We start from the raw sequence: 17,945 nt of genomic DNA, 5'->3' as shown, positions 1-17,945 counted from the left end.
GGACAGGCTTCGTCATCGAGGAGGGATCATGTCGCTCGTGTTGGTCTTGGCCGCCACCATCGCGTTGCGCGCCGATCCCCCGGCCATGACATTTGCCGAGGCCCGGGCGATGACGCCGGCCCAATTGGCCGACGCAGTGCTGGCACCCGGCCATCCGGTGGTCGTGGCGGCCGAAGTCGGGCGGCACGCACCAATGCCGCCGCCGCCGCCCGGCGCCTCCTATCAGACGCCGGTTACCCTGGTCATGGCGGGTGACGTGAGCACGGAGGCGGGTTTTTGCGAGCGGTCGGTCGTACATGTACTGCTGGCGCCAGCCATCTTCCGTGGGATGGCGGCGCCTCTTTCCCCGCCGCTCAGCCTGACGACCGAGCGCACCTATAGTTGGCGCGCCGATGCCCGAGACAGGGGCGAATGTGCCACCGTGCGAAAGCCCTATTTTTCCGTCAGCAAAACGGATGCGTCGCCATCATTCGCGCTGATCCGCCAGTTGGCCACGCTTCAAGCCCGCGCGCGCTCCCATCGATCCCTTCCGGTGCAGATATCGATTGATGATCAATCCGCTCGGATGGCGCGGGATTTTGCGCGCATCAACACGGATCCGGACCTGCGACCAAGCAAGGAGGATATGACGGTGATCACCAGCGGCCGGGTCGCGCTCGCCAAGCTGCCGCTGGATGCCATTGCCTATATCCACCCGAATTCGCTGAGCTATCAGGGCTTGGTCGAACCGGCGGAACGCAGGGACTCGCGGGGGACGCCTCGCGCGCTTGCCACTCTGTTTGCGGGTGGAGAATGGACCGTCGACATGGCACTGGAGAACGGCAGGATTGTCGTCCTGCGGATCATGCGCCGCGTCCCGCCGCCCTTCTAGACATGGCCCTCGACTATATCCTCCCCTAGAACGGATCGCATGGCACCCTTCCTCGCCCCGCTCGCCCTGATCGCCGCCGCGCCCCAGGCCGCCGCACCCGCCACGCCGCGCCCGCCGCTCGTCCAGGTGGAGGTGGTGCGCAGCTACCCGCATGATCGCTCCGCCTTCACCGAGGGACTGATCTGGCACGATGGGGCGCTCTACGAGAGCGTGGGTCGCGAAGGCGAGTCGGAGGTGCGGCGGGTCGACCTCGCCACCGGCCGGGTCGAGCGGCGCGCGCGCATCGACCCGTCGCAGTTCGGCGAGGGGCTCGCCGCCTGGGGCAAGTCGCTGGTCAGCCTGACCTGGCATGACGGTGTCGCCTATCGCTGGGATGCGCGGACGCTCAAGCCGCTCGGCAAGGGCCGCTACACGACCGGCGAGGGCTGGGGGCTGACCAATGACGGCACGTCGCTGATCCAGTCGGACGGGACCGCGACGCTGCACGTGCTCGATCCCAGGACGCTGAAGGAGAAGCGGCGGATCGCGGTGACGCTGAACGGCCGGCCGATCGACCAGATCAACGAGCTGGAATGGGTGGACGGCACGATCCTCGCCAATGTCTGGCACACCCCCTATCTGATCCGGATCGATCCGCGCTCGGGCAAGGTCACGCAGATCGTCGACCTGCGGCCCGTGGTGGCGCAGGTGTCGGTGTCCGATCCGGAGGGGGTGGCCAACGGCATCGCCTATGACCCGGCGACGCGCCGCCTGTTCGTCACGGGTAAGCTCTGGCCGAAGCTGTTCGAGATCAAGCTGAAACCCTGACCCTCGGCCAAGCGTAGACCCGCCGAACCGGAAGGAGCGCCATATGGGCAGGATGATCGACGGACGCTGGCATGCCGGCAAGGTGACGGAGGACAGCGCCGACGGTGCGTTCAAGCGGCAGGATGCCGGCTTTCGGGACTGGGTGACGGCGGATGGCCGACCGGGGCCGGACGGGCAACAGGGCTGGCCGGCGGCGAAGGGGCGCTATCACCTCTATGTCAGCTATGCCTGTCCCTGGGCGCACCGCACGCTGATCGTTCGCGCGCTCAAGGGGCTGGAGGAGATGATCGGCGTCTCCGTGGTCGATCCGGTGATGCTGGAGCAGGGCTGGACATTCGAAACGGAGCGGGGCGGCACCGGCGATCCGCTCCATGGCGCGGATTTCCTGTGGCAGCTCTATGCCCGCGCGCGGGACGGCTATACGGGCAAGGTCACGGTGCCGGTGCTGTGGGACCGCGAGCGCGAGACGATCGTCAGCAACGAAAGTGCGGAGATCATCCGGATGCTGACCCAGGCCTGGGACGGGCTGGGGGCGAGGCCGGGCGACTTCTATCCCACCGAGCATCGCGCGGCGATCGATGCGATCAATGCCGATATCTACGACCGGGTGAACAACGGCGTCTACAAGGCCGGCTTCGCGACCACGCAAAGCGCCTATGAGGAGGCGGTGCTGCCGCTGTTCGAGACGCTCGACCGGCTGGAGGCGCTGCTGGCCAAGCAGGACTGGCTGGTCGGCGCGCGCATGACCGAGGCGGATATCCGCCTGTTCACCACCTTGGTGCGGTTCGACCCGGTCTATGTTGGTCACTTCAAATGCAACATCCGCCGCATCGTCGATTACCCGGCGCTGGAGGCCTATCTGGAACGCATCCTGAGCGATCCGGCGATCGCCGATACGGTGCATCTCGACCATATCCAGACGCATTATTATGCCAGCCACCGCGACCTGAATCCCTGCGGCATCGTACCGGTCGGTCCGGACCTGCCCTGGCGCGGGCTGGTGAAGGGATAGGTCGGCGAGGCGTTCGCGGCGGATCGTTGCTTTCCCACCCGGCAAAGGGCGGGGGTACGAACCGGGGTGAAGGGGGGCGAGCCTTCTCTCCAACACTTCCAATTTGCCGCGCTTTTCCACGTCGGGCGGCCTGTTTGGTTCGACCGTCTCCCCGAACCGGAAACCGCATCGCGCCTATCGTTCGAGCTGCCGCTGTAACGCACCGGACAATTGGCTCGCCGAATAGGGTTTCTTGAGCAGATCCATGCCCTCGGTCCCCTCCGTCGCCAGCGCATGGCTGTACCCGCTGGCAAGGATGACGGGCAGGGCCGGCATGTCGCGGGCAAGCCGCCGGGCCAGTTCGATCCCGCCCATGCCGGGCATGACGACATCGGAGAAGACGATGTCGAAACCGTCTCCATCGTCGCCGAGCTGATCGAGCGCCTCCTCGGCGCTCGTCACCCAGGTGGAGCGGTAACCGAGATCGTCGAGCAGTTGGGTCGCAAAGCGGCCGACATCCATATTGTCCTCCACCACCAGCACGCAGCGTCCCTCGCCGCCCATGGCCTGTGATTGGACGGCGGGCTTTCGCTCCCGGCCCAAGGCATTGGCCTGTGGCAGGTAGAGGGTGAAGGTCGACCCTTCGCCGGCGCTGCTCTGGACGTCGATGTCCCCGCCGGACTGTTTGGCGAAGCCGAACACCTGGCTGAGTCCCAGTCCCGTACCCTTGCCGACGCCCTTGGTGGTGAAGAAGGGCTCGAAGATGCGTTCCAGGTCGCCGGGATCGATCCCGGTGCCGGTATCGGTTAGCGCGATCGCCACGAACCGTCCCATGCCGGGGCCATGGTTCCGGATCGTCGGCATCGACGCGTCACAGCGGAGCCGGATGGTGATGGTGCCCTCGCCATCCATCGCATCCCGGGCATTGACCGCGAGATTGACCAGCGCCGTCTCGAACTGGCTGACATCGGCGAAAATCGTGCAGGTTTCGGCCGGCACGTCATAGCTGACGCGCACGCGGGCCCCGGTGATGCTGTCGAGCATGTCGGAAATCGCTTCGAGGCGATCGCGTACCTCGATCGCCTCCGGTTCCAACGTCTGCCGGCGGGCGAAGGCGAGAAGCTGGCCGGTGAGCTTGGCGGCGCGTTCCGCCGTGCTGCCGATCGCGTCGAGATAGCGTTGGCGCTTCTCCACCGGGAGACCTTCCCGGCGCAGCAGATCTATCGATCCCCGGATGACGGTCAGCAGGTTGTTGAAATCATGCGCGACGCCGCCGGTAAGCTGGCCGATCGCCTCCATCTTCTGGCTTTGGCGCAGCGCATCCTGGGTTCGCTCGAGTTCTTCGCGGCCATGCACTTCGGTGGTGATGTCGAGCGCGTGGTGGAAACCGCCGATGATGCGGCCATTCTCGTCCCGCAGCGGATTGAAGGCGATCTGCCACACGGGCATGTCGAGCTCGGGGCGTCCGAACGCATCGCGGATGACGAAGCTTTCGCCGGCCAGCGCACGCGCCATGTGTTCGCGTAGCAGCGCGCCCTGCTCGGGCACGACCTGATCGGGCAGGATGTCGCCGATCTGCTGTCGGACGCCATAGACGCGAAAATAGGCGTCCTCATGCGCCTTGTTGAAGGCGGTGATCCGCATGTCCATGTCAAAGGCGGAAACGGGCGATCCGTCCGACTGGACGATGTCCCGGTAGAGGCGCAGCGCGGCCGACCCCTCCTCGATCTGCTCCTCCAGCGTCGCATTGAGCTCGGCCAGTGCCGTTTCGGCGCGACGCCGCTCGGTCAGATCCTTGAACAGGATCGCCACCTGCCGGCCGTCCGCCGGGCCGTTCGGCCAGGCGGAAACCTGAAGATGCTTGCCCATCGACGTCAGTTCCAGTTCGAAATGGATCGGCTCGCCGGTATCGATCACCTGACGATAGGTGGCGATCCACGCCTCGGCTTCGTCCCCGATCATGTCGCGGGCGGTTCGGCCGACCGCATCGGGCAGGCCGCAATGCTTGGAGAAAGCGCCGTTCGCTTCGAGGTGGACGTAATCGGTCAGCCCACCCCTAAGCGTGTCGACGAATTCGATGATGCAGAAGCCTTCGTCCATGGTTTCGAACAGCGCACGGTAGCTTTGCTCGCCGCGATCCCGCTCGCGATACCGTTCAAGCTCCGCCCGGAGCCGATCATTCTCGATCCGCAGACTATCCGGTTCGTTTCGCTCGGCGATCGACATAGGTCCGTTCTAGATGGCGCAAGCCGCCTATGGCGAGCCAAATACTGGGAAATTATCGGCAAGGCGGACATTGGACGGGGCGCGCCGTCGCGCAAAGCCGTCCATCTCCACCAATCCGCCCGGCGGGGACGCGATCGTCGATCCGTTCCGGACCGGTCAGGTCACCAGCGTCTGGAGCGTCGCCAGCCGGTCCGCCTCCTCGGCCGGCTTGTCGAGACGGATGCGGGCGATGCGGGGGAAGCGCATCGCCACGCCGGACTTGTGCCGGCTGGAGGCGTGGATCGAATCGAACGCGATCTCCAGCACCAGCGTCTTCTCCACCTCGCGCACCGGGCCGAACCGATGCACCGTATGCTTGCGCACGAAGCTGTCGAGCATCCGCAATTCCTCGTCGGTGATGCCCGAATAGGCCTTGCCGACCGGGGCCAGCTCGCCCTGCTCGGTCCAGCAGCCGAACGTATAGTCGCTGTAGTAGGAAGAGCGCCGGCCGTTGCCGCGCTGCGCATACATCATCACGCAATCGGCGGTCAGCGGATCGCGCTTCCACTTGTACCACAGCCCGGCGCGGCGGCCGCCCAGATAGGTGGAGTCGCGGCGCTTGAGCATCACGCCCTCGATCGCCGCGTCGCGCGCGCCGGCGCGGATCGCCTCCAGCGCGGTGAAGTCCTCGGCCTCGATCAGCTGCGAAAGGTCGAAGCGTTCGGGGTCGAGGCGCGGCACGAACGCCTCAAGCCGCGCGCGCCGCTCGGTCCAGGGTCGGTCGCGTACATCCTCGGCGCCGTCGAACAGGATGTCGTAGAGGCGCACGAAGGCGGGATAGTCCGCCAGCATCCGCGCCGACACCGTCTTGCGGCCGAGCCGCTGCTGGAGCGCGTTGAAGCTCGCCGCCTCGCCGCCCTGCACCTCGCCCTTCACCATCAGCTCGCCATCGACCACGCCCGGCGTGGCGAAGGCGGCGGCGACATCGGGGAAGCTGCCGGTCACATCGTCGCCGGTGCGACTGTAGAGCCGCGTCTGCCCGGCGACATGGACGATCTGGACCCGGATGCCGTCCCATTTCCACTCGGCGGCATAATCTTCCAGGTCGACGCGCGCATTCTCCAGCCCGTGCGCGAGCATGAAGGGGCGGAAAACGGGGGTGTCGGCGGCGGTCGGCTCGGCCCCGCGCCCCTCGATCCAGTCGAACAGCGCGTCATAGGGCGGCTGGAGGCCGTGCCACAGTTCCTCGACCCGATCGACATCGAGCGCGAAGGCCTGGGCCAGCGCGGTCTTGGCGAGGCGGGCGGACACGCCGATCCGCAGGCCGCCGGTCGCCATCTTGAGCAGTGCGAACCGTTCCTCGCTGTCGAGCCGGTCGAGCATCGCCGCCAGCACGGCCGGCGCATCCGAACGCGACAGGTGGCGCAGCCGCTCCACCGCCTGGGTGACGCTCAGCGGTTCGGGATCGGCCGGCACGACCGGGGCGGGCCAGAGCAGGGCCACCGTCTCGGCGGTATCCCCGACATAGTCGCGGCTCATCCGAAACAGCACCGGATCGACGCGCTCCTCGATCAGCGCACGGATCAGGGCGGGCTTGACGCCCTTCAGGTCGAGATCGCCGGTCAGCGCCGCCATCGCCCAGCCGCGATCGGGATCGGGCGTGGCGCGGAGATAATCGGCGATCAGCTTCAGCTTGGCGTTGCGACCGCGCGTGTAGATCAGCGAATCGAGCAGGGCGGCGAAGGCGTGCATCCCGGCTCAACGCACAGGAGGCACGCCGCGCTCCGCCAAAGCGATCAGTCGACCGCGTCCTTCACCGTCTTGCCCGCGATCAGCCCCAGCACGAGGAAGATCACGAACAGCGCGATGGCGATGAAGAACAGGATCTTGGCGATGCCGACAAAGGCGCCGCCGATGCCGCCAAAGCCGAGGCCGCCGAGCACCAGCCCGACGATGAGGAAGATCACGGCCAGTTTCAGCATGGCGGCACGCTCCTTTTCAGCAGGGACTTAGGACTGGCGGCTGGCCTCGAACAGGAACCAGGCGCGCTCCTCGGCCTGGTCGATCCAGTCGTCGGCCAGGCTGGAGGTGGCGGTGTCTTTCGCCGCCTCGGCCCGCTCGCGCGCATCGCGCAGCGCCTCGACCAGCTTGAGATTGTCCTCGCGCAACTCGGCGAGCATGTCCGCCGGTGCGACGAAATCCTTGTCGTTGTCGACGATCTGCTGGCGGCGGGCGATGTCGCCGATCGAGCGCAACGTGGTGTTGCCGGTCTTGCGCACGCGCTCGGCGATCGCGTCGGTCACGCCCAGGATCTGCGTCGCCTGGTCGTCGAGCATCAGGTGATAGTCGCGGAAGTGCGGGCCCGAGACGTGCCAGTGGAAATTCTTGGTCTTCAGGTACAGCGCATAGCAATCCGCCAGCGCGATGTTGAGCGCATCTCCGGCGGTCTTGGTGTCGTTGCGGTTGAGATCGGTGGGGGTCGCGAGGGCGGGGTCGAGATCGGCCATGATAAGCTCCGGCATGATGTTCCAACGGGTCGGATGCGTAACGATCCGATGCCCGAATGGCTCCCCGCCGGGCCGTTTTCAACCGCGCCGGGCGTTCCGGTCAGCCGGCCAGCCGCACCGAGCAGGCGGCGGCGAAGGATTCGCACGCGGCCAAGTCGCGCCGCTCGCATCGCACCGCATCGCTGAGCAGCGCCAGCCAGCCATGGATCAGCGAGCCGTGCTCGCCCCGCGCCAATGCCGAATCGAGGAAATGGGCGACGGTGACCGCCGGGTCGAGGCCGTTGCGATGCGCGATGGCGCGGATCGCATCGACATCGACGGCCAGGTCGCGGGCGCGGGCATAGGGCGCGCGCACGTCGAGCGCGGCGATTCGCGCGGTCAGGTCGGCCCGCACGCTGTCGAGTCGCGCCGGATCATGGGGCCGTGATTCGCCGTGACCGATCCGCAACGCCTTGCCCATGCCGCCCGCCCTCCTGCCGGAATCCCAACGCGATTCTCGATCCGCACGATGGATGCTTCGTGGTTAACCCTGGGTAAACGCGCATCGGCCCTGACTCGAGCGGTTGACTTTCCGGCGATCCTCCGGCATCCGCCACGGCTGATCGAGCGGTGACCATATGGGTCGGCCGCTCTTGTCTTTTTCAGGATAGGGCTCATGGCCAAGCCGACCACCATCAAGATCAAGCTCGTCAGCACTGCGGACACCGGTTTCTTCTACACCGCGAAGAAGAACCCGCGCACCAAGACCGAGAAGTTCACCTTCAAGAAATATGATCCCGTCGTGCGCAAGCATGTCGAGTTCAAGGAAGCCAAGATCAAGTAAGCGGCACGCGGGCGGCGTCGCCGCCCCGTCCGGTTATCGGATGTGCGACAAGGCCGTGGGTGGTGACGCCCAGGGCCTTTTCGTCGTGCCTGGACGGCGGGTGGCAGCAAGCGACCGGGCGGACCCTCATGCCAGCCCGTTCACCGCCTCCATGAAGCGTGCCAGGCTGATCGGCTTGGAGACATAGGCATCGGCGCCCGCGCCGCGAATCCGATCCTCGTCGTCGCGCCCCGCATAGGCGGTCACCGCCATGATCGGGATGGTGCGAAGCGTCTGGTCGGCCTTGAGCGCCAGGATCAGCTCGTACCCCGTGACGTGCGGCATCTGGATGTCCATCACGATCAGGTCCGGCTCCACCTCGCGCGCGCGCGCCACCGCCTCGCGGCCGTCGCGCACCGGCTCCGCCGCCCATTCATGCGCCCGCAACAGGTCGCAGAACAGCTTCAGGTTGAGCTCGTTATCCTCGACAACCAAGACCTTTTTCGTCACGCGGGTTCCTGTTCTCAGCTGAAGGCGACGATAGGCAATGCAGCGGTCCAGTACAAATCACGACGCAGATACAATAGCATCGGCGCAAATCCTCGCCTTGCGCGCCCTGGCCTGGACCCTGGCGGCGCCCGACCGGGCGCATCGGCTGCTCGATGTGACCGGCCTGACCCCTAATGATTTGAAATCAGGGGCAAGCGAACGGGCAACGCAGGCCGCCGTACTTGGTTTCCTGGAAGGATACGAGCCCGACCTGATCGCCTGTGCGACCGACCTGGACGAGCGGCCCGAGGTGCTGGTCGCCGCCCGCCGCCGGCTGGACGGAGAGGGCGCATGAAGCCGCTGCTCATCACCGATTGCGACGAGGTGCTGCTGCACATGGTGCGGCATTTCCGCACTTGGCTGGACGAGCATCACGACATCGACTTCGCGATCGGCGCGGGCGATTTCGCCACCAGCATGAGGCGCCGCGACGGCAGCGGCGTGATCCCTCAGGCGGAGATGTGGTCGCTGCTCGGCGGCTTTTTCCCGGCCGAGATGGGCCGGCAGACGCTGGTGCCGCACGCGGCCGAGGCCCTGCAGGCGATCGCGACCCGGGCCGATATCGTCATCCTCACCAATCTGCTCGACGATTGCCGCCAGCCCCGCGTCGCGCAGCTCGCCGCTTTCGGCATCGCGCATCGGGTGGTCTGCAACCAGGGCGGCAAGGGCCCGGCCGTTGCGGCGCTGCTGGCCGAACATGGCGGCGCGGACGGGCCGCCGGTGGCGGTGTTCGTCGACGACATCGCCGGCCATCACGAATCGGTCGCGCGCGATGCGCCGGGCGTCCACCGGCTGCACCTGATCGCCGATGCCGAACTGGCGGTGGCGATGCCGCCGGCCCCCTTCGCCCATGCCCGGATCGACGACTGGCGCGAGGCGCTGCCGTGGATCCAGGCGCGATTCGCGGGCGGGGTGCCGGCGGCGGCCTGACCGGCTTACTTCTTCGGCGCGGCGGGCCTGGCGCGAGCGGTGGTGATCTGGCTGATCGCGGTCAGCTCGCGACCGCAGCGTGCCGCCTCGGTGCCGACATTGATCTTGGCGGCCTGCGCCTGCTGCGCCGCGCGGGTCAGCGTGGCGGGGATGTCGAGGCCGGCGTTGCGGCCCTTGAGCTTGCCGACATAATACATGCTGCCGGCGCGTAGCGCGGACAGCTTGTCCGCCGGCTGGTTGGGCTGCGAGGCGATGAAGCCCAGGACGACGACGCAGCGCGCATCGCCCGCCTCCGGGCTGAGCGGGGCCTGCGCCAGTGCGGCCGGTGCCAGGGCAAGGGAGGCCAGCAGGGCGGCGATCGGCTTGAGCGACATGGAGAGACGTCCTTTTCGTGAGGGGGCCGGCATAGGCGCTCCACCGGAACGGGCCAAGAGGCGGGTCCTGGCGCGATTCCATGCCATCCGGCGCTTGCGCTGGCGGCTGCCAGACGGCATGGCACGGAAATGGTTCCCTTTTCGTTCGGTGGACAGGCGCTGGCGGCGCTGGCGGAAGGCGCGGTCTTCTGGCCGTCCCGGCGCGCGCTGCTCGTCGCCGACCTGCATCTGGAGAAGGCGAGCTGGTTCGCCGGACGCGGGCAGATGCTGCCGCCCTATGATTCGCTGGCGACGCTGGAAGCGCTGACGACGCTGGTCGAGCGGTGCGGCGCGACCGAGATCTGGTGCCTGGGCGACAGTTTCCACGATGTCGGCGGCTGCGATCGCCTGCCCCAGGCGGCGCAGGACCGGTTGCGGGCGCTGACCGGTGCGACGCACTGGACCTGGATCACCGGCAATCACGATCCCGCGATCCTCGATCGCTGCGGCGGCGAAGTGGTGGAAGAGGCGCTGGTCGATGGCCTGGTGCTGCGCCACGAAGCCGATCCGGCCGAGTCGCGTCCCGAACTGTCGGGCCATTTCCACCCCAAGTTGCGCGTGCGGGTGCGCGGCAAGCAGGTGGCGCGCCGCTGCTTCGTGGCCAGCGCCGCCAAGCTGGTGCTGCCCGCCTTCGGGTCGTTGACCGGTGGACTGGATGTCGACCATCCGGAAATCCGCCGCGCGGTGGGTGGCCGGGCGGAGGCGCTGGTGCCGGTCGCGGACCGGTTGCTGCGCTTCCCGATCGCGGCCTAGCGTCCCCGCCTAGCGCGCCAGCGTCGGGAACCCGGCGCGGAAGGCCGCGACCTTGGGCTTGTCCCAGGTGACGATATAGGGATGACCGGGATTCCGGTCGAAGAAATCCTGGTGATAGGCTTCGGCCGGGTAGAAGCGGCCTTGCTCCAATTTCGTGGCGATCGGGCGCTGGAAGCTGTGCGCCGCGGTCAGTTGCGCGACATAGGCGCGTGCCACGGCCGCCTGCTGCGGCGTCTGGGGGAAGATCGCCGAACGATAGCTGGGACCGCTGTCCGGGCCTTGGCGATCGACCTGCGTCGGATCATGCGCGATCGAGAAATAGACGCGCAGCAGCGTCGCATAGCTGACCCGGCCGGGATCGTAGCTGATGCGGATCGCCTCGGCATGGCCGGTGCGCTCGCTGGACACGGCGGGATAATTGGCGGTGGCGGCCGTGCCGCCCGCATAGCCGGCGGTGACGGAACGGACACCCTTCACGCGCCGGAACACCGCTTCCATGCCCCAGAAACAGCCGCCCGCCAGCACGGCGGTCTGCGGCGCGGCGGCGGCAGGCACATCGACCTTGGCGGTCGGCAGCAGCACCGCGCGTTCCGCATCCGCCCGGCCGGTGGTCACCAGGGCGGCGATCCCGATCAGGCCGGCAGCGGCAGCGGCGGCGCGAATCACCTCAGCGCGTCTCCGCGACATGGGCGGGGGCGGGGGCGGGGGCCGGGAAGGCGGAGGGCGTGTCGCTCGGATGCAGCGCGAACAGACCGATCGCACCGAGCACGAAGCCACCGGCGAACTGCCATACGAAGCTGGATTTGAACGACTTCAACATAAAACCTTGCCTTGCAGGGAACCACCGGGTCCCGGTGGCGAAGGGAACATCCGCCATATCGGGCCGCAGCCCTGACACGACAAGACGATGACGGGAAACATAGCGTTGCAGGATGAACGCGCCGTGGGCGGCCCGTTCATCCTGCATTAGCCTTGGAAGGAGGGAACGGGCGGTCCGGGCCGCCCGTACGAGGTCAGCGCAGCGCGGCGCAGGCCTCCGCGATCCGCGCGCACGCTTCGGTCAGCAGCGCGTCGGAGGTGGCGTAGCTGATCCGCATCGCCGGCGACAGGCCGAACGCCGCGCCCTGCACCGCCGCGACCCGCGCCTCGTCGAGCAGATAGGTGACGAACGCCTCGTCATCGGCGATCACGACGCCCTTGGGCGTGGTCTTGCCGATCAGCGGCGCGAAGGACGGATAGACGTAGAAGGCCCCCTCCGGCGTCGGGCAGGACATGCCGGGGATCGCGTTCAGCGCCGACACCACCAGGTCGCGGCGGACGCGGAACGCCTCGTTGCGCGCGGCCAGGAACGACTGGTCGCCGGTCAGCGCCGCCACCGCCGCCGCCTGCGCGACCGAGCAGGGGTTGCTGGTCGACTGCGACTGGAGCTTGGCCATGGCCTTGATCAGCCAGGGCGCGCCGCCGGCATAGCCGATCCGCCAGCCGGTCATCGAATAGGCCTTGGAACAGCCATTGACGGTCAGCGTGCGCTCGTAGAGCTCGGGCACCACCTCGGCGATCGTCGCGAAGCGGAAGCCGTCATAGACGATATGCTCGTACATATCGTCGGCCAGCACCCAAACCTGCGGGTGGCGCAGCAGCACCGCGCCCAGCGCCTTCAGCTCGTCGGCCGAATAGGCGGCGCCGGTCGGGTTGGAGGGCGAGTTGAGGATCACCCACTTGGTGCGCGGGGTGATCGCCGCCTCCAACGCCTCCGGCGACAGCTTGTAATTCTGCTCGGGCCCAGCCGGCGCGATCACCGGCGTGCCGCCCGCGAACTGGACGATGTCGGGATAGCTGACCCAATAGGGGGCGGGGATCACGACCACGTCGCCCGCCTGCACGGTGGCGACCAGCGCGTTGAACAGCGTGTGCTTGCCGCCGACATTCACGCTGATCTGATCGGGGGTGTAGGTCAGGTGGTTGTCGCGCGCGAACTTGGCGACGATCGCCTCCTTCAGCTCGGCGGTGCCGTCGACGTTGGTGTATTTGGTCTGACCGCGACGGATCGCCTCGATCGCCGCCTCCTTGACGAAATCGGGCGTGTCGAAATCCGGCTCGCCCGCACCCAGGCCGATCACGTCCACGCCGGCCCGCTTCAACGCGTTGACGCGGGCGGTGACGCCGAGCGTGGGAGACGGGCTGATGCGATCGAGGGCGGCGGAGGTGTTCATGGAGCCGATGCCTTAATGAGAGGGCGGCGGCGCTATAGCGGCAGGGCGGGGGATTTCGCAACCGCAACGAACCGTGCCGGCATCAAACCCCGAAGCGCATTGCCGAGCAGGATCTGGGGCGGCAGGTCGGCGCGGGTCAGCACCGCTTCCCGCGCCTCGCCCCGCGCCAGCAGCTCCTCGCGCAGCACGCCCGGCAACAGGCCGCCGGCCGGCGGCGTCAGCAGCCCGCCGTCCCGCGGCACGAAGAGGTTGGTGAAGCTGCCCTCCGTCACCGATCCGTCGGGCCGTTCGAACAGCACCTCGTCCGTCCCCGCCGCCGCACGGGCGCGATCGTAGAAGCCGCGGTCGCTGGTCTTGTGGCACAGGCGCAGATCGTCGGGCGCGACCGGCAGCGGCACGATGGCGACGGAAAGCGGCGCGGTGGGCGCGGGCGGCATCGGCATGGTCTCCACCGCCACCGCGCCGCTCGGCGACAGCATCAGCCGCACGCGGCGCGCCTGGCGCAGGCGGAAGGTCGCGGCCTGCAACTCGTTGCGCGCGCCATGCCGGTGGAAATCGAAGCCCAGCGCGGCCGCGCTCGCCTTCATCCGCGCTAGATGGCGGTCGAGCAGTGCGATCCCCGCTTCGGGGTCGAAGGCCATGGTTTCGATCAGGTCGAACACCCTTTGTCCGTCGCCCACGAAGGCGGCCTTGGCAAGGCATTCATTCCATTCATTTTCCGGAACGGAATCGGCGACGATTCCGGCCCCCAGCGACAGGCTGGCCACGCGGTCGCCGCCCCGGATCGTCAGGGTGCGGATCGCCACGTTGAAGGCGGCATCGCCGGTCGAATCGACATGGCCGATCGACCCGGTATAGAGGCCGCGCGGCCGCGCCTCGATCGCGGCGATCGCCTGCATCGCGCGCAATTTCGGCGCGCCGGTGATCGATCCGCAGGGAAAGCCCGCCGCCAGCACGTCGACCGCATCGCGGCCGGGGGCGAGTCGCGCGGTGACGGTGGAGGTCATCTGGTGGACGGTCGGATAGGTCTCCACCGCGAACAGGTCGGGCACCGCGACCGATCCGGGCACCGCCACGCGCGACAGGTCGTTGCGCATCAGGTCGACGATCATCAGGTTTTCGGCGCGCTGCTTGGCGTCGCGGCGAAGCGCGGCGGCGAGCGCTCGATCCGCCGTCTCGGTCGTACCCCGGCGGGCGGTGCCCTTCATCGGCCGGCAGGTCAGCCGGTCGCCCCGGATCGCGACGAACAATTCGGGCGACAGGCTGAGCAGTCGGTCGCGCCCGGTGTCGATCAACGCCCCCCAGCCGGCCCCTGCCCGCGCGCGCAGGGCGGCATAGATGGACAGCGGATCGCCCGCGATGCGGGCGGTGGCGCGGAAGCTGAGATTGGCCTGGTAGAGATCGCCCGCCGCGATCAGCTCCAGCACCTCGCGCACCTGCCCCTCATAGCGCGCCTGCGGGACATCGGGCTCCGGCGCGCCGATCCAGCCGCCCGCCGGATCGGGCAGCAGCGTGGCGGCGTCGACCGTCTCCCATCCCCGGAACAGCCCGAACCACAGGAGCGGCGCGTCGATCGCGGGGGGAGGGCCCAGTTTCGGCTCGAAGGCGTGACCCGCTTCATAGGATAGATAGCCCGCCGCATCGAAGCCGTCCGCCAGCCCCGCGCGCAGCCGGTCGAGCGCCGCCGGCACCGCCGCCAGGTCATGGGTTTCGATCACCGCCACCGGCCGGCGATACAGGCGGGTGCGCGCGGGGGCCTGCGCATCGTCGAGCAGGACGAAGGGCGCGGTCAGCGGCGCATCGACCCGTCGATCGGGCGCGGGGTCTGGACGAACACCGGAACACATCGTCTGGATTTAGGCCGGTGCGCCGGCTTTGTCGCCTGTGTCCCCTACGGATGGGGATCAGGCGGCGTTGCTCTCGATCCCCAGTTCGGCGAGCTTGCGATACAGGGTCGAGCGACCGATGCCGAGCCGGCGCGCCACCTCGGTCATGCGACCGCGATAATGGCCGATCGCGAGGCGGATCACGTCCGCCTCGATATCCTCCAGCAGCCGCATATGCCCGTCCGGGCGGAAGAGCTGCACGCCGCCGCCCTCGACCGCCGAAGCGCTGCGACGGCCGCCCATCATCGCGATCTGCGGGAAGTCGGCGGCGGTCAGCGCATCGCCCTCGCATAGCACCGCCGCGCGGAAGAGCGCGTTCTGCAACTGGCGGACATTGCCCGGCCAGTCATAGGCGCACAGCAGGTGCAGCGCGTCGTCGGTGATGCCCAGCGGGCGCAGGCCGGGCTGACGCGCGATGCGGGCGAGCAGATGGCGGGCCAGCGCCGGCACGTCGCTCAACCGGTCGCGCAAGGGCGGAATGGCGACCTGCACCACGTTCAGCCGGTAATAGAGATCCTCGCGGAACCGGCCCGCCTCGACCTCCTCGGCCAGGCGGCGGTTGGTCGCGGCGATCACGCGCACGTCGACGGTGCGGGCATGGCGCGCGCCCAGCGGGTGGATCTCGCCCTCCTGCAACACGCGCAGCAGCTTGACCTGCGCGTCGAGCGGCATGTCGCCGACCTCGTCCAGGAACAGCGTCCCGCCGTCCGCTTCCTGGAAGCGGCCGATCTTGCGCTCGAACGCGCCGGTGAACGCGCCCTTCTCATGGCCGAACAGTTCCGACTCGACCAGATTGGCGGGGATCGCGCCGCAATTGACCGCGACCATCGGCTTGCGCGCGCGCGGGGATGCGGCATGGATCGCTTCCGCCACCACTTCCTTGCCGACGCCGCTTTCGCCCTCCAGCAGCACGGGCACGCGGGCACGCGCCGCCTTGGCCGCGATCGCCAGCGCGGCGCGGAAATCGGGGGCGGAGCCGACGATCTCGTCGAACGCCAGCAAGGCCGGGATCTTCTCGGTCAGCGGGCGCAGCTCGCCCGCCGCGCTGCCCGCCACCGCCGCCTCCAGCGCGGCGAGCAGGCGTTCGGGGGCCAGCGGCTTGACCAGGAAATCGGTCGCGCCCGCGCGCATCGCCGCCACCGCCTGGGCGACCGAGCCATTGGCGGTCAGCATCAGGATCGGCAGCGTCGGGCGGCGTTCGCGCAACTCGGCGATCAGCGCATTGGCATCCTGTTCGCCCGCCCAATGGTCGAGGAGGATCGCATCGAGCTGGCCCCCCTCCGGCGTGCCGAGCATCGCCATCGCCATATCGGCATCGGCGGCGAACAAGGCGCGCCAGCCCGCCCGCGCCGCCAGCGCCGCGACGAGTCGCCGCTGCGCGGGTTCGTCGTCGATCAGTAGAAGCAGCCGCTGTCCGTTACGCGTCATTCTCGCCCTACCTCGTCCCGGTTCGGTACGGGGTGTAGGCCGCATCAGGTAAAGGCAGCCTTAATCGCGCACCTGCGCCGTCGGCGCCCCCCGGAGCCTAAGGCCGCCTTAGGGGAACATGTCCGTTCTGGCTAGATCAAGGTTAATGATCCGCTTCACCCTATCCTGGAAAGGGGGGAACAGGCTTGAGCGATTCGGCTCGCGAGTCTAGGCTCGGGCGCAGAACAGACAGGGCAGAGGGTCACATGGCGGGAAGCGACGCGGACCATGGTGCGGGCGGGGGTGCTGGCCACAAGGTGGCCGGAGGCGATCTCGGTGCGCATGTGACCGACTATGCCCGGATGATCGGGATGTTGAAATGGGGCGCGGTCGCGGTGGCGGCCATCGTCGCCTGCGTCATCTGGCTGATCGCCTGACGCCATGAAGATCGCCGTCCTCCACGAAACGGCGGAGGGCGAAACCCGCGTCGCCGCCACGCCGGAAACCGTCCGCAAGCTCCTGGGCCTGGGCGCTCAGGTCGGCGTCGAACGCGGGGCCGGGACCGCCGCCGGCTGTATCGATGAGGATTATACCGCCGCCGGCGCGTCGGTCGCGGACCGGGCCGGCGTGCTGGCGGGCGCGGAACTGGTGCTGGGCGTGCGCGGCCCCGATCCCGCCGGGCTCGGCGGCACCGCGCCCGGCGCCTGGCTGGTCGCCGCGCTCGACCCGCTGGGCGCGGACGGTCGCGCGCGGGCGGAGGGCTATGCCGCGCTGGGGCTGGAGGCGCTGGCGATGGAGTGGATGCCGCGAATCACCCGCGCCCAGTCGATGGACATCCTGTCCTCGCAATCCAATCTGGCCGGCTACAAGGCGGTGCTGGACGCCGCGTCGGAATATGGCCGCGCCCTGCCGATGATGATGACCGCCGCCGGCACCATCGCCGCCGCGCGTGTCTTCGTGATGGGCGTCGGCGTCGCCGGGTTGCAGGCGATCGCCACCGCGCGCCGGCTGGGCGCGCAGGTCTCCGCCACCGATGTCCGCTCCGCCACGCGCGAGCAGATCCAGTCGCTGGGCGCCAGGCCGATCTTCGTCGAGCAGGTCGCCGGCATCGAGGGCGAGGGGCAGGGCGGCTATGCCGGCGAGACCAGCGCCGAATATCAGGTGGCGCAGGCGGCGCTCGTCTCCGGCCATATCGCCCGGCAGGACATCGTCATCACCACCGCGCTGATCCCCGGCCGGCCCGCGCCGCGCCTGATCAGCGCGGCGCAACTGGCGACGATGCGGCCGGGCAGCGTGGTGGTCGACCTGGCGGTGGAGCAGGGTGGCAATGTCGAGGGCGCGGTGCCGGGCGCGATCGTGCGCCGGGGCGGCGTGACGATCATCGGCCATCGCAACATGCCCGCCCGGCTGGCGGCGGACGCCTCGGCGCTGTTCGCGCGCAACCTGTTCAATTTCGTCAGCGCCTTCTGGGACAAGGAGGCCGGCCGTCCCGTCCTGCCCGATGGCGACCCGATCGCCGAGGCGATCCGCCTGACCCGCGGCGGGGCGGTGGTGTCGGAACGGCTGCGGGGATGATGCGTCGCGACGCCATTCCTTCCCCGGACGGGGATG

21 protein-coding genes are annotated in these 17,945 nt (G+C 68.6%); 9 read left to right on the top strand and 12 right to left on the bottom strand.

What is annotated here, in order from left to right:
* The first annotated feature begins 28 nt into the window (after nt 1-28).
* The 3 genes from BRX43_RS04500 to BRX43_RS04490 are packed head-to-tail and all read left to right on the top strand — an operon-like array spanning nt 29 to nt 2,690.
* Nucleotides 29-871 carry a hypothetical protein gene (locus BRX43_RS04500; protein ID WP_125993648.1) on the top strand — a complete coding sequence of 281 codons (843 nt, stop codon included), beginning with the start codon at nt 29-31 and terminating at the stop codon, nt 869-871.
* A gap of 39 nt (nt 872-910) precedes the next feature.
* Entirely contained in the window at nt 911-1,678 is a 768-nt protein-coding gene (locus BRX43_RS04495) for a glutaminyl-peptide cyclotransferase (RefSeq protein ID WP_125993647.1), read from the top strand.
* Nucleotides 1,679-1,721: 43 nt separating this feature from the next.
* Nucleotides 1,722-2,690 (top strand): glutathione S-transferase family protein, encoded by a 969-nt coding sequence (locus tag BRX43_RS04490; protein ID WP_125993646.1) that lies wholly within the window; start codon nt 1,722-1,724, stop codon nt 2,688-2,690.
* Between the two features lie 174 nt (nt 2,691-2,864).
* Here the strand turns inward: BRX43_RS04490 and BRX43_RS04485 are convergent, their stop codons facing one another.
* From BRX43_RS04485 to BRX43_RS04465, 5 genes are all read right to left on the bottom strand, one after another.
* Nucleotides 2,865-4,895 carry a PAS domain-containing protein gene (locus tag BRX43_RS04485; protein ID WP_125993645.1) on the bottom strand — a complete coding sequence of 677 codons (2,031 nt, stop codon included), beginning with the start codon at nt 4,893-4,895 and terminating at the stop codon, nt 2,865-2,867.
* Nucleotides 4,896-5,051: 156 nt separating this feature from the next.
* Nucleotides 5,052-6,626 carry a cisplatin damage response ATP-dependent DNA ligase gene (locus BRX43_RS04480; RefSeq protein WP_125993644.1) on the bottom strand — a complete coding sequence of 525 codons (1,575 nt, stop codon included), beginning with the start codon at nt 6,624-6,626 and terminating at the stop codon, nt 5,052-5,054.
* Nucleotides 6,627-6,670: 44 nt separating this feature from the next.
* The gene (locus BRX43_RS04475; protein WP_125993643.1) at nt 6,671-6,856 is read right to left on the bottom strand and encodes a DUF1328 family protein; all 186 of its coding nucleotides are present in this window, start codon (nt 6,854-6,856) and stop codon (nt 6,671-6,673) included.
* A gap of 27 nt (nt 6,857-6,883) precedes the next feature.
* Nucleotides 6,884-7,381 (bottom strand): DNA starvation/stationary phase protection protein, encoded by a 498-nt coding sequence (locus BRX43_RS04470; RefSeq protein ID WP_125993642.1) that lies wholly within the window; start codon nt 7,379-7,381, stop codon nt 6,884-6,886.
* 100 nt (nt 7,382-7,481) lie between these two features.
* A complete protein-coding gene (locus BRX43_RS04465; RefSeq protein ID WP_241214758.1) occupies nt 7,482-7,841 on the bottom strand; it encodes a hypothetical protein in 360 nt (119 codons plus the stop codon).
* 195 nt (nt 7,842-8,036) lie between these two features.
* On the opposite strand from BRX43_RS04465, the gene rpmG reads away from it, so the two are divergent.
* Complete coding sequence (gene rpmG / locus BRX43_RS04460; protein WP_125993641.1) at nt 8,037-8,204, top strand: 50S ribosomal protein L33; 168 nt, start codon at nt 8,037-8,039, stop codon at nt 8,202-8,204.
* Nucleotides 8,205-8,330: 126 nt separating this feature from the next.
* Here the strand turns inward: rpmG and BRX43_RS04455 are convergent, their stop codons facing one another.
* On the bottom strand, nt 8,331-8,693 hold the full coding sequence (locus BRX43_RS04455) for a response regulator (protein WP_125993640.1): 363 nt from the start codon (nt 8,691-8,693) through the stop codon (nt 8,331-8,333).
* A gap of 37 nt (nt 8,694-8,730) precedes the next feature.
* Between BRX43_RS04455 and BRX43_RS04450 the strand changes: the two genes are divergently transcribed.
* Both BRX43_RS04450 and BRX43_RS04445 read left to right on the top strand, forming a co-directional pair.
* Nucleotides 8,731-9,027 (top strand): DUF3572 domain-containing protein, encoded by a 297-nt coding sequence (locus BRX43_RS04450; protein WP_125993639.1) that lies wholly within the window; start codon nt 8,731-8,733, stop codon nt 9,025-9,027.
* The gene (locus BRX43_RS04445; protein ID WP_125993638.1) at nt 9,024-9,662 is read left to right on the top strand and encodes an HAD family hydrolase; all 639 of its coding nucleotides are present in this window, start codon (nt 9,024-9,026) and stop codon (nt 9,660-9,662) included. Before BRX43_RS04450 ends, BRX43_RS04445 begins: the two co-directional genes overlap by 4 nt.
* Before the next feature lie 5 nt (nt 9,663-9,667).
* Here BRX43_RS04445 and BRX43_RS04440 read toward each other — a convergent pair whose 3' ends face one another.
* The gene (locus BRX43_RS04440; protein ID WP_125993637.1) at nt 9,668-10,036 is read right to left on the bottom strand and encodes a hypothetical protein; all 369 of its coding nucleotides are present in this window, start codon (nt 10,034-10,036) and stop codon (nt 9,668-9,670) included.
* A gap of 129 nt (nt 10,037-10,165) precedes the next feature.
* Between BRX43_RS04440 and pdeM the strand changes: the two genes are divergently transcribed.
* Nucleotides 10,166-10,828 (top strand): ligase-associated DNA damage response endonuclease PdeM, encoded by a 663-nt coding sequence (gene pdeM, locus BRX43_RS04435; RefSeq protein WP_125993636.1) that lies wholly within the window; start codon nt 10,166-10,168, stop codon nt 10,826-10,828.
* Nucleotides 10,829-10,837: 9 nt separating this feature from the next.
* Here the strand turns inward: pdeM and msrA are convergent, their stop codons facing one another.
* The 5 genes from msrA to BRX43_RS04415 form a co-directional block, all read right to left on the bottom strand.
* Nucleotides 10,838-11,515: a peptide-methionine (S)-S-oxide reductase MsrA gene (gene msrA, locus BRX43_RS04430; RefSeq protein WP_125993635.1), complete on the bottom strand. Its 678-nt coding sequence runs from the start codon at nt 11,513-11,515 to the stop codon at nt 10,838-10,840.
* Nucleotides 11,496-11,648: a hypothetical protein gene (locus BRX43_RS20185; RefSeq protein ID WP_164523522.1), complete on the bottom strand. Its 153-nt coding sequence runs from the start codon at nt 11,646-11,648 to the stop codon at nt 11,496-11,498. Before BRX43_RS20185 ends, msrA begins: the two co-directional genes overlap by 20 nt.
* A gap of 193 nt (nt 11,649-11,841) precedes the next feature.
* The gene (locus tag BRX43_RS04425) at nt 11,842-13,041 is read right to left on the bottom strand and encodes a pyridoxal phosphate-dependent aminotransferase (RefSeq protein WP_125993634.1); all 1,200 of its coding nucleotides are present in this window, start codon (nt 13,039-13,041) and stop codon (nt 11,842-11,844) included.
* Between the two features lie 32 nt (nt 13,042-13,073).
* A complete protein-coding gene (gene pabB, locus BRX43_RS04420) occupies nt 13,074-14,888 on the bottom strand; it encodes an aminodeoxychorismate synthase component I (protein WP_125993633.1) in 1,815 nt (604 codons plus the stop codon).
* A 57-nt stretch (nt 14,889-14,945) separates the two neighbouring features.
* The gene (locus tag BRX43_RS04415; RefSeq protein WP_125993632.1) at nt 14,946-16,355 is read right to left on the bottom strand and encodes a sigma-54 dependent transcriptional regulator; all 1,410 of its coding nucleotides are present in this window, start codon (nt 16,353-16,355) and stop codon (nt 14,946-14,948) included.
* 245 nt (nt 16,356-16,600) lie between these two features.
* Here BRX43_RS04415 and BRX43_RS20730 point away from each other — a divergent pair, with 245 nt between their 5' ends.
* Nucleotides 16,601-16,771, top strand: coding sequence for a hypothetical protein (locus tag BRX43_RS20730; protein WP_241214757.1), 171 nt, complete (start codon nt 16,601-16,603; stop codon nt 16,769-16,771).
* A 4-nt stretch (nt 16,772-16,775) separates the two neighbouring features.
* Nucleotides 16,776-17,909 (top strand): NAD(P) transhydrogenase subunit alpha, encoded by a 1,134-nt coding sequence (locus BRX43_RS04405; protein WP_125993631.1) that lies wholly within the window; start codon nt 16,776-16,778, stop codon nt 17,907-17,909.
* The last annotated feature ends 36 nt before the right edge of the window (nt 17,910-17,945 follow it).

Origin of the sequence: Sphingomonas sp. S-NIH.Pt15_0812, from assembly GCF_003951315.1 — a bacterium.
In the GTDB taxonomy this organism is placed as follows: domain Bacteria; phylum Pseudomonadota; class Alphaproteobacteria; order Sphingomonadales; family Sphingomonadaceae; genus Sphingomonas.
Note: the sequence above shows the minus strand (reverse complement) of the source record. Positions and strands in the feature narration are given on the sequence as shown.

Coding starts and splice junctions, on each gene's coding strand:
- BRX43_RS04500 (WP_125993648.1), top strand. CDS start 29: ATGTCGCTCGTGTTGGTCTTGGCCGCCACCATCGCGTTGCGCGCCGAT.
- BRX43_RS04495 (WP_125993647.1), top strand. CDS start 911: ATGGCACCCTTCCTCGCCCCGCTCGCCCTGATCGCCGCCGCGCCCCAG.
- BRX43_RS04490 (WP_125993646.1), top strand. CDS start 1,722: ATGGGCAGGATGATCGACGGACGCTGGCATGCCGGCAAGGTGACGGAG.
- BRX43_RS04485 (WP_125993645.1), bottom strand. CDS start 4,895: ATGTCGATCGCCGAGCGAAACGAACCGGATAGTCTGCGGATCGAGAAT.
- BRX43_RS04480 (WP_125993644.1), bottom strand. CDS start 6,626: ATGCACGCCTTCGCCGCCCTGCTCGATTCGCTGATCTACACGCGCGGT.
- BRX43_RS04475 (WP_125993643.1), bottom strand. CDS start 6,856: ATGCTGAAACTGGCCGTGATCTTCCTCATCGTCGGGCTGGTGCTCGGC.
- BRX43_RS04470 (WP_125993642.1), bottom strand. CDS start 7,381: ATGGCCGATCTCGACCCCGCCCTCGCGACCCCCACCGATCTCAACCGC.
- BRX43_RS04465 (WP_241214758.1), bottom strand. CDS start 7,841: ATGGGCAAGGCGTTGCGGATCGGTCACGGCGAATCACGGCCCCATGAT.
- rpmG (WP_125993641.1), top strand. CDS start 8,037: ATGGCCAAGCCGACCACCATCAAGATCAAGCTCGTCAGCACTGCGGAC.
- BRX43_RS04450 (WP_125993639.1), top strand. CDS start 8,731: ATGCAGCGGTCCAGTACAAATCACGACGCAGATACAATAGCATCGGCG.
- BRX43_RS04445 (WP_125993638.1), top strand. CDS start 9,024: ATGAAGCCGCTGCTCATCACCGATTGCGACGAGGTGCTGCTGCACATG.
- BRX43_RS04440 (WP_125993637.1), bottom strand. CDS start 10,036: ATGTCGCTCAAGCCGATCGCCGCCCTGCTGGCCTCCCTTGCCCTGGCA.
- pdeM (WP_125993636.1), top strand. CDS start 10,166: ATGGTTCCCTTTTCGTTCGGTGGACAGGCGCTGGCGGCGCTGGCGGAA.
- msrA (WP_125993635.1), bottom strand. CDS start 11,515: ATGTCGCGGAGACGCGCTGAGGTGATTCGCGCCGCCGCTGCCGCTGCC.
- BRX43_RS20185 (WP_164523522.1), bottom strand. CDS start 11,648: ATGTTGAAGTCGTTCAAATCCAGCTTCGTATGGCAGTTCGCCGGTGGC.
- BRX43_RS04425 (WP_125993634.1), bottom strand. CDS start 13,041: ATGAACACCTCCGCCGCCCTCGATCGCATCAGCCCGTCTCCCACGCTC.
- pabB (WP_125993633.1), bottom strand. CDS start 14,888: ATGTGTTCCGGTGTTCGTCCAGACCCCGCGCCCGATCGACGGGTCGAT.
- BRX43_RS04415 (WP_125993632.1), bottom strand. CDS start 16,355: ATGACGCGTAACGGACAGCGGCTGCTTCTACTGATCGACGACGAACCC.
- BRX43_RS20730 (WP_241214757.1), top strand. CDS start 16,601: ATGGCGGGAAGCGACGCGGACCATGGTGCGGGCGGGGGTGCTGGCCAC.
- BRX43_RS04405 (WP_125993631.1), top strand. CDS start 16,776: ATGAAGATCGCCGTCCTCCACGAAACGGCGGAGGGCGAAACCCGCGTC.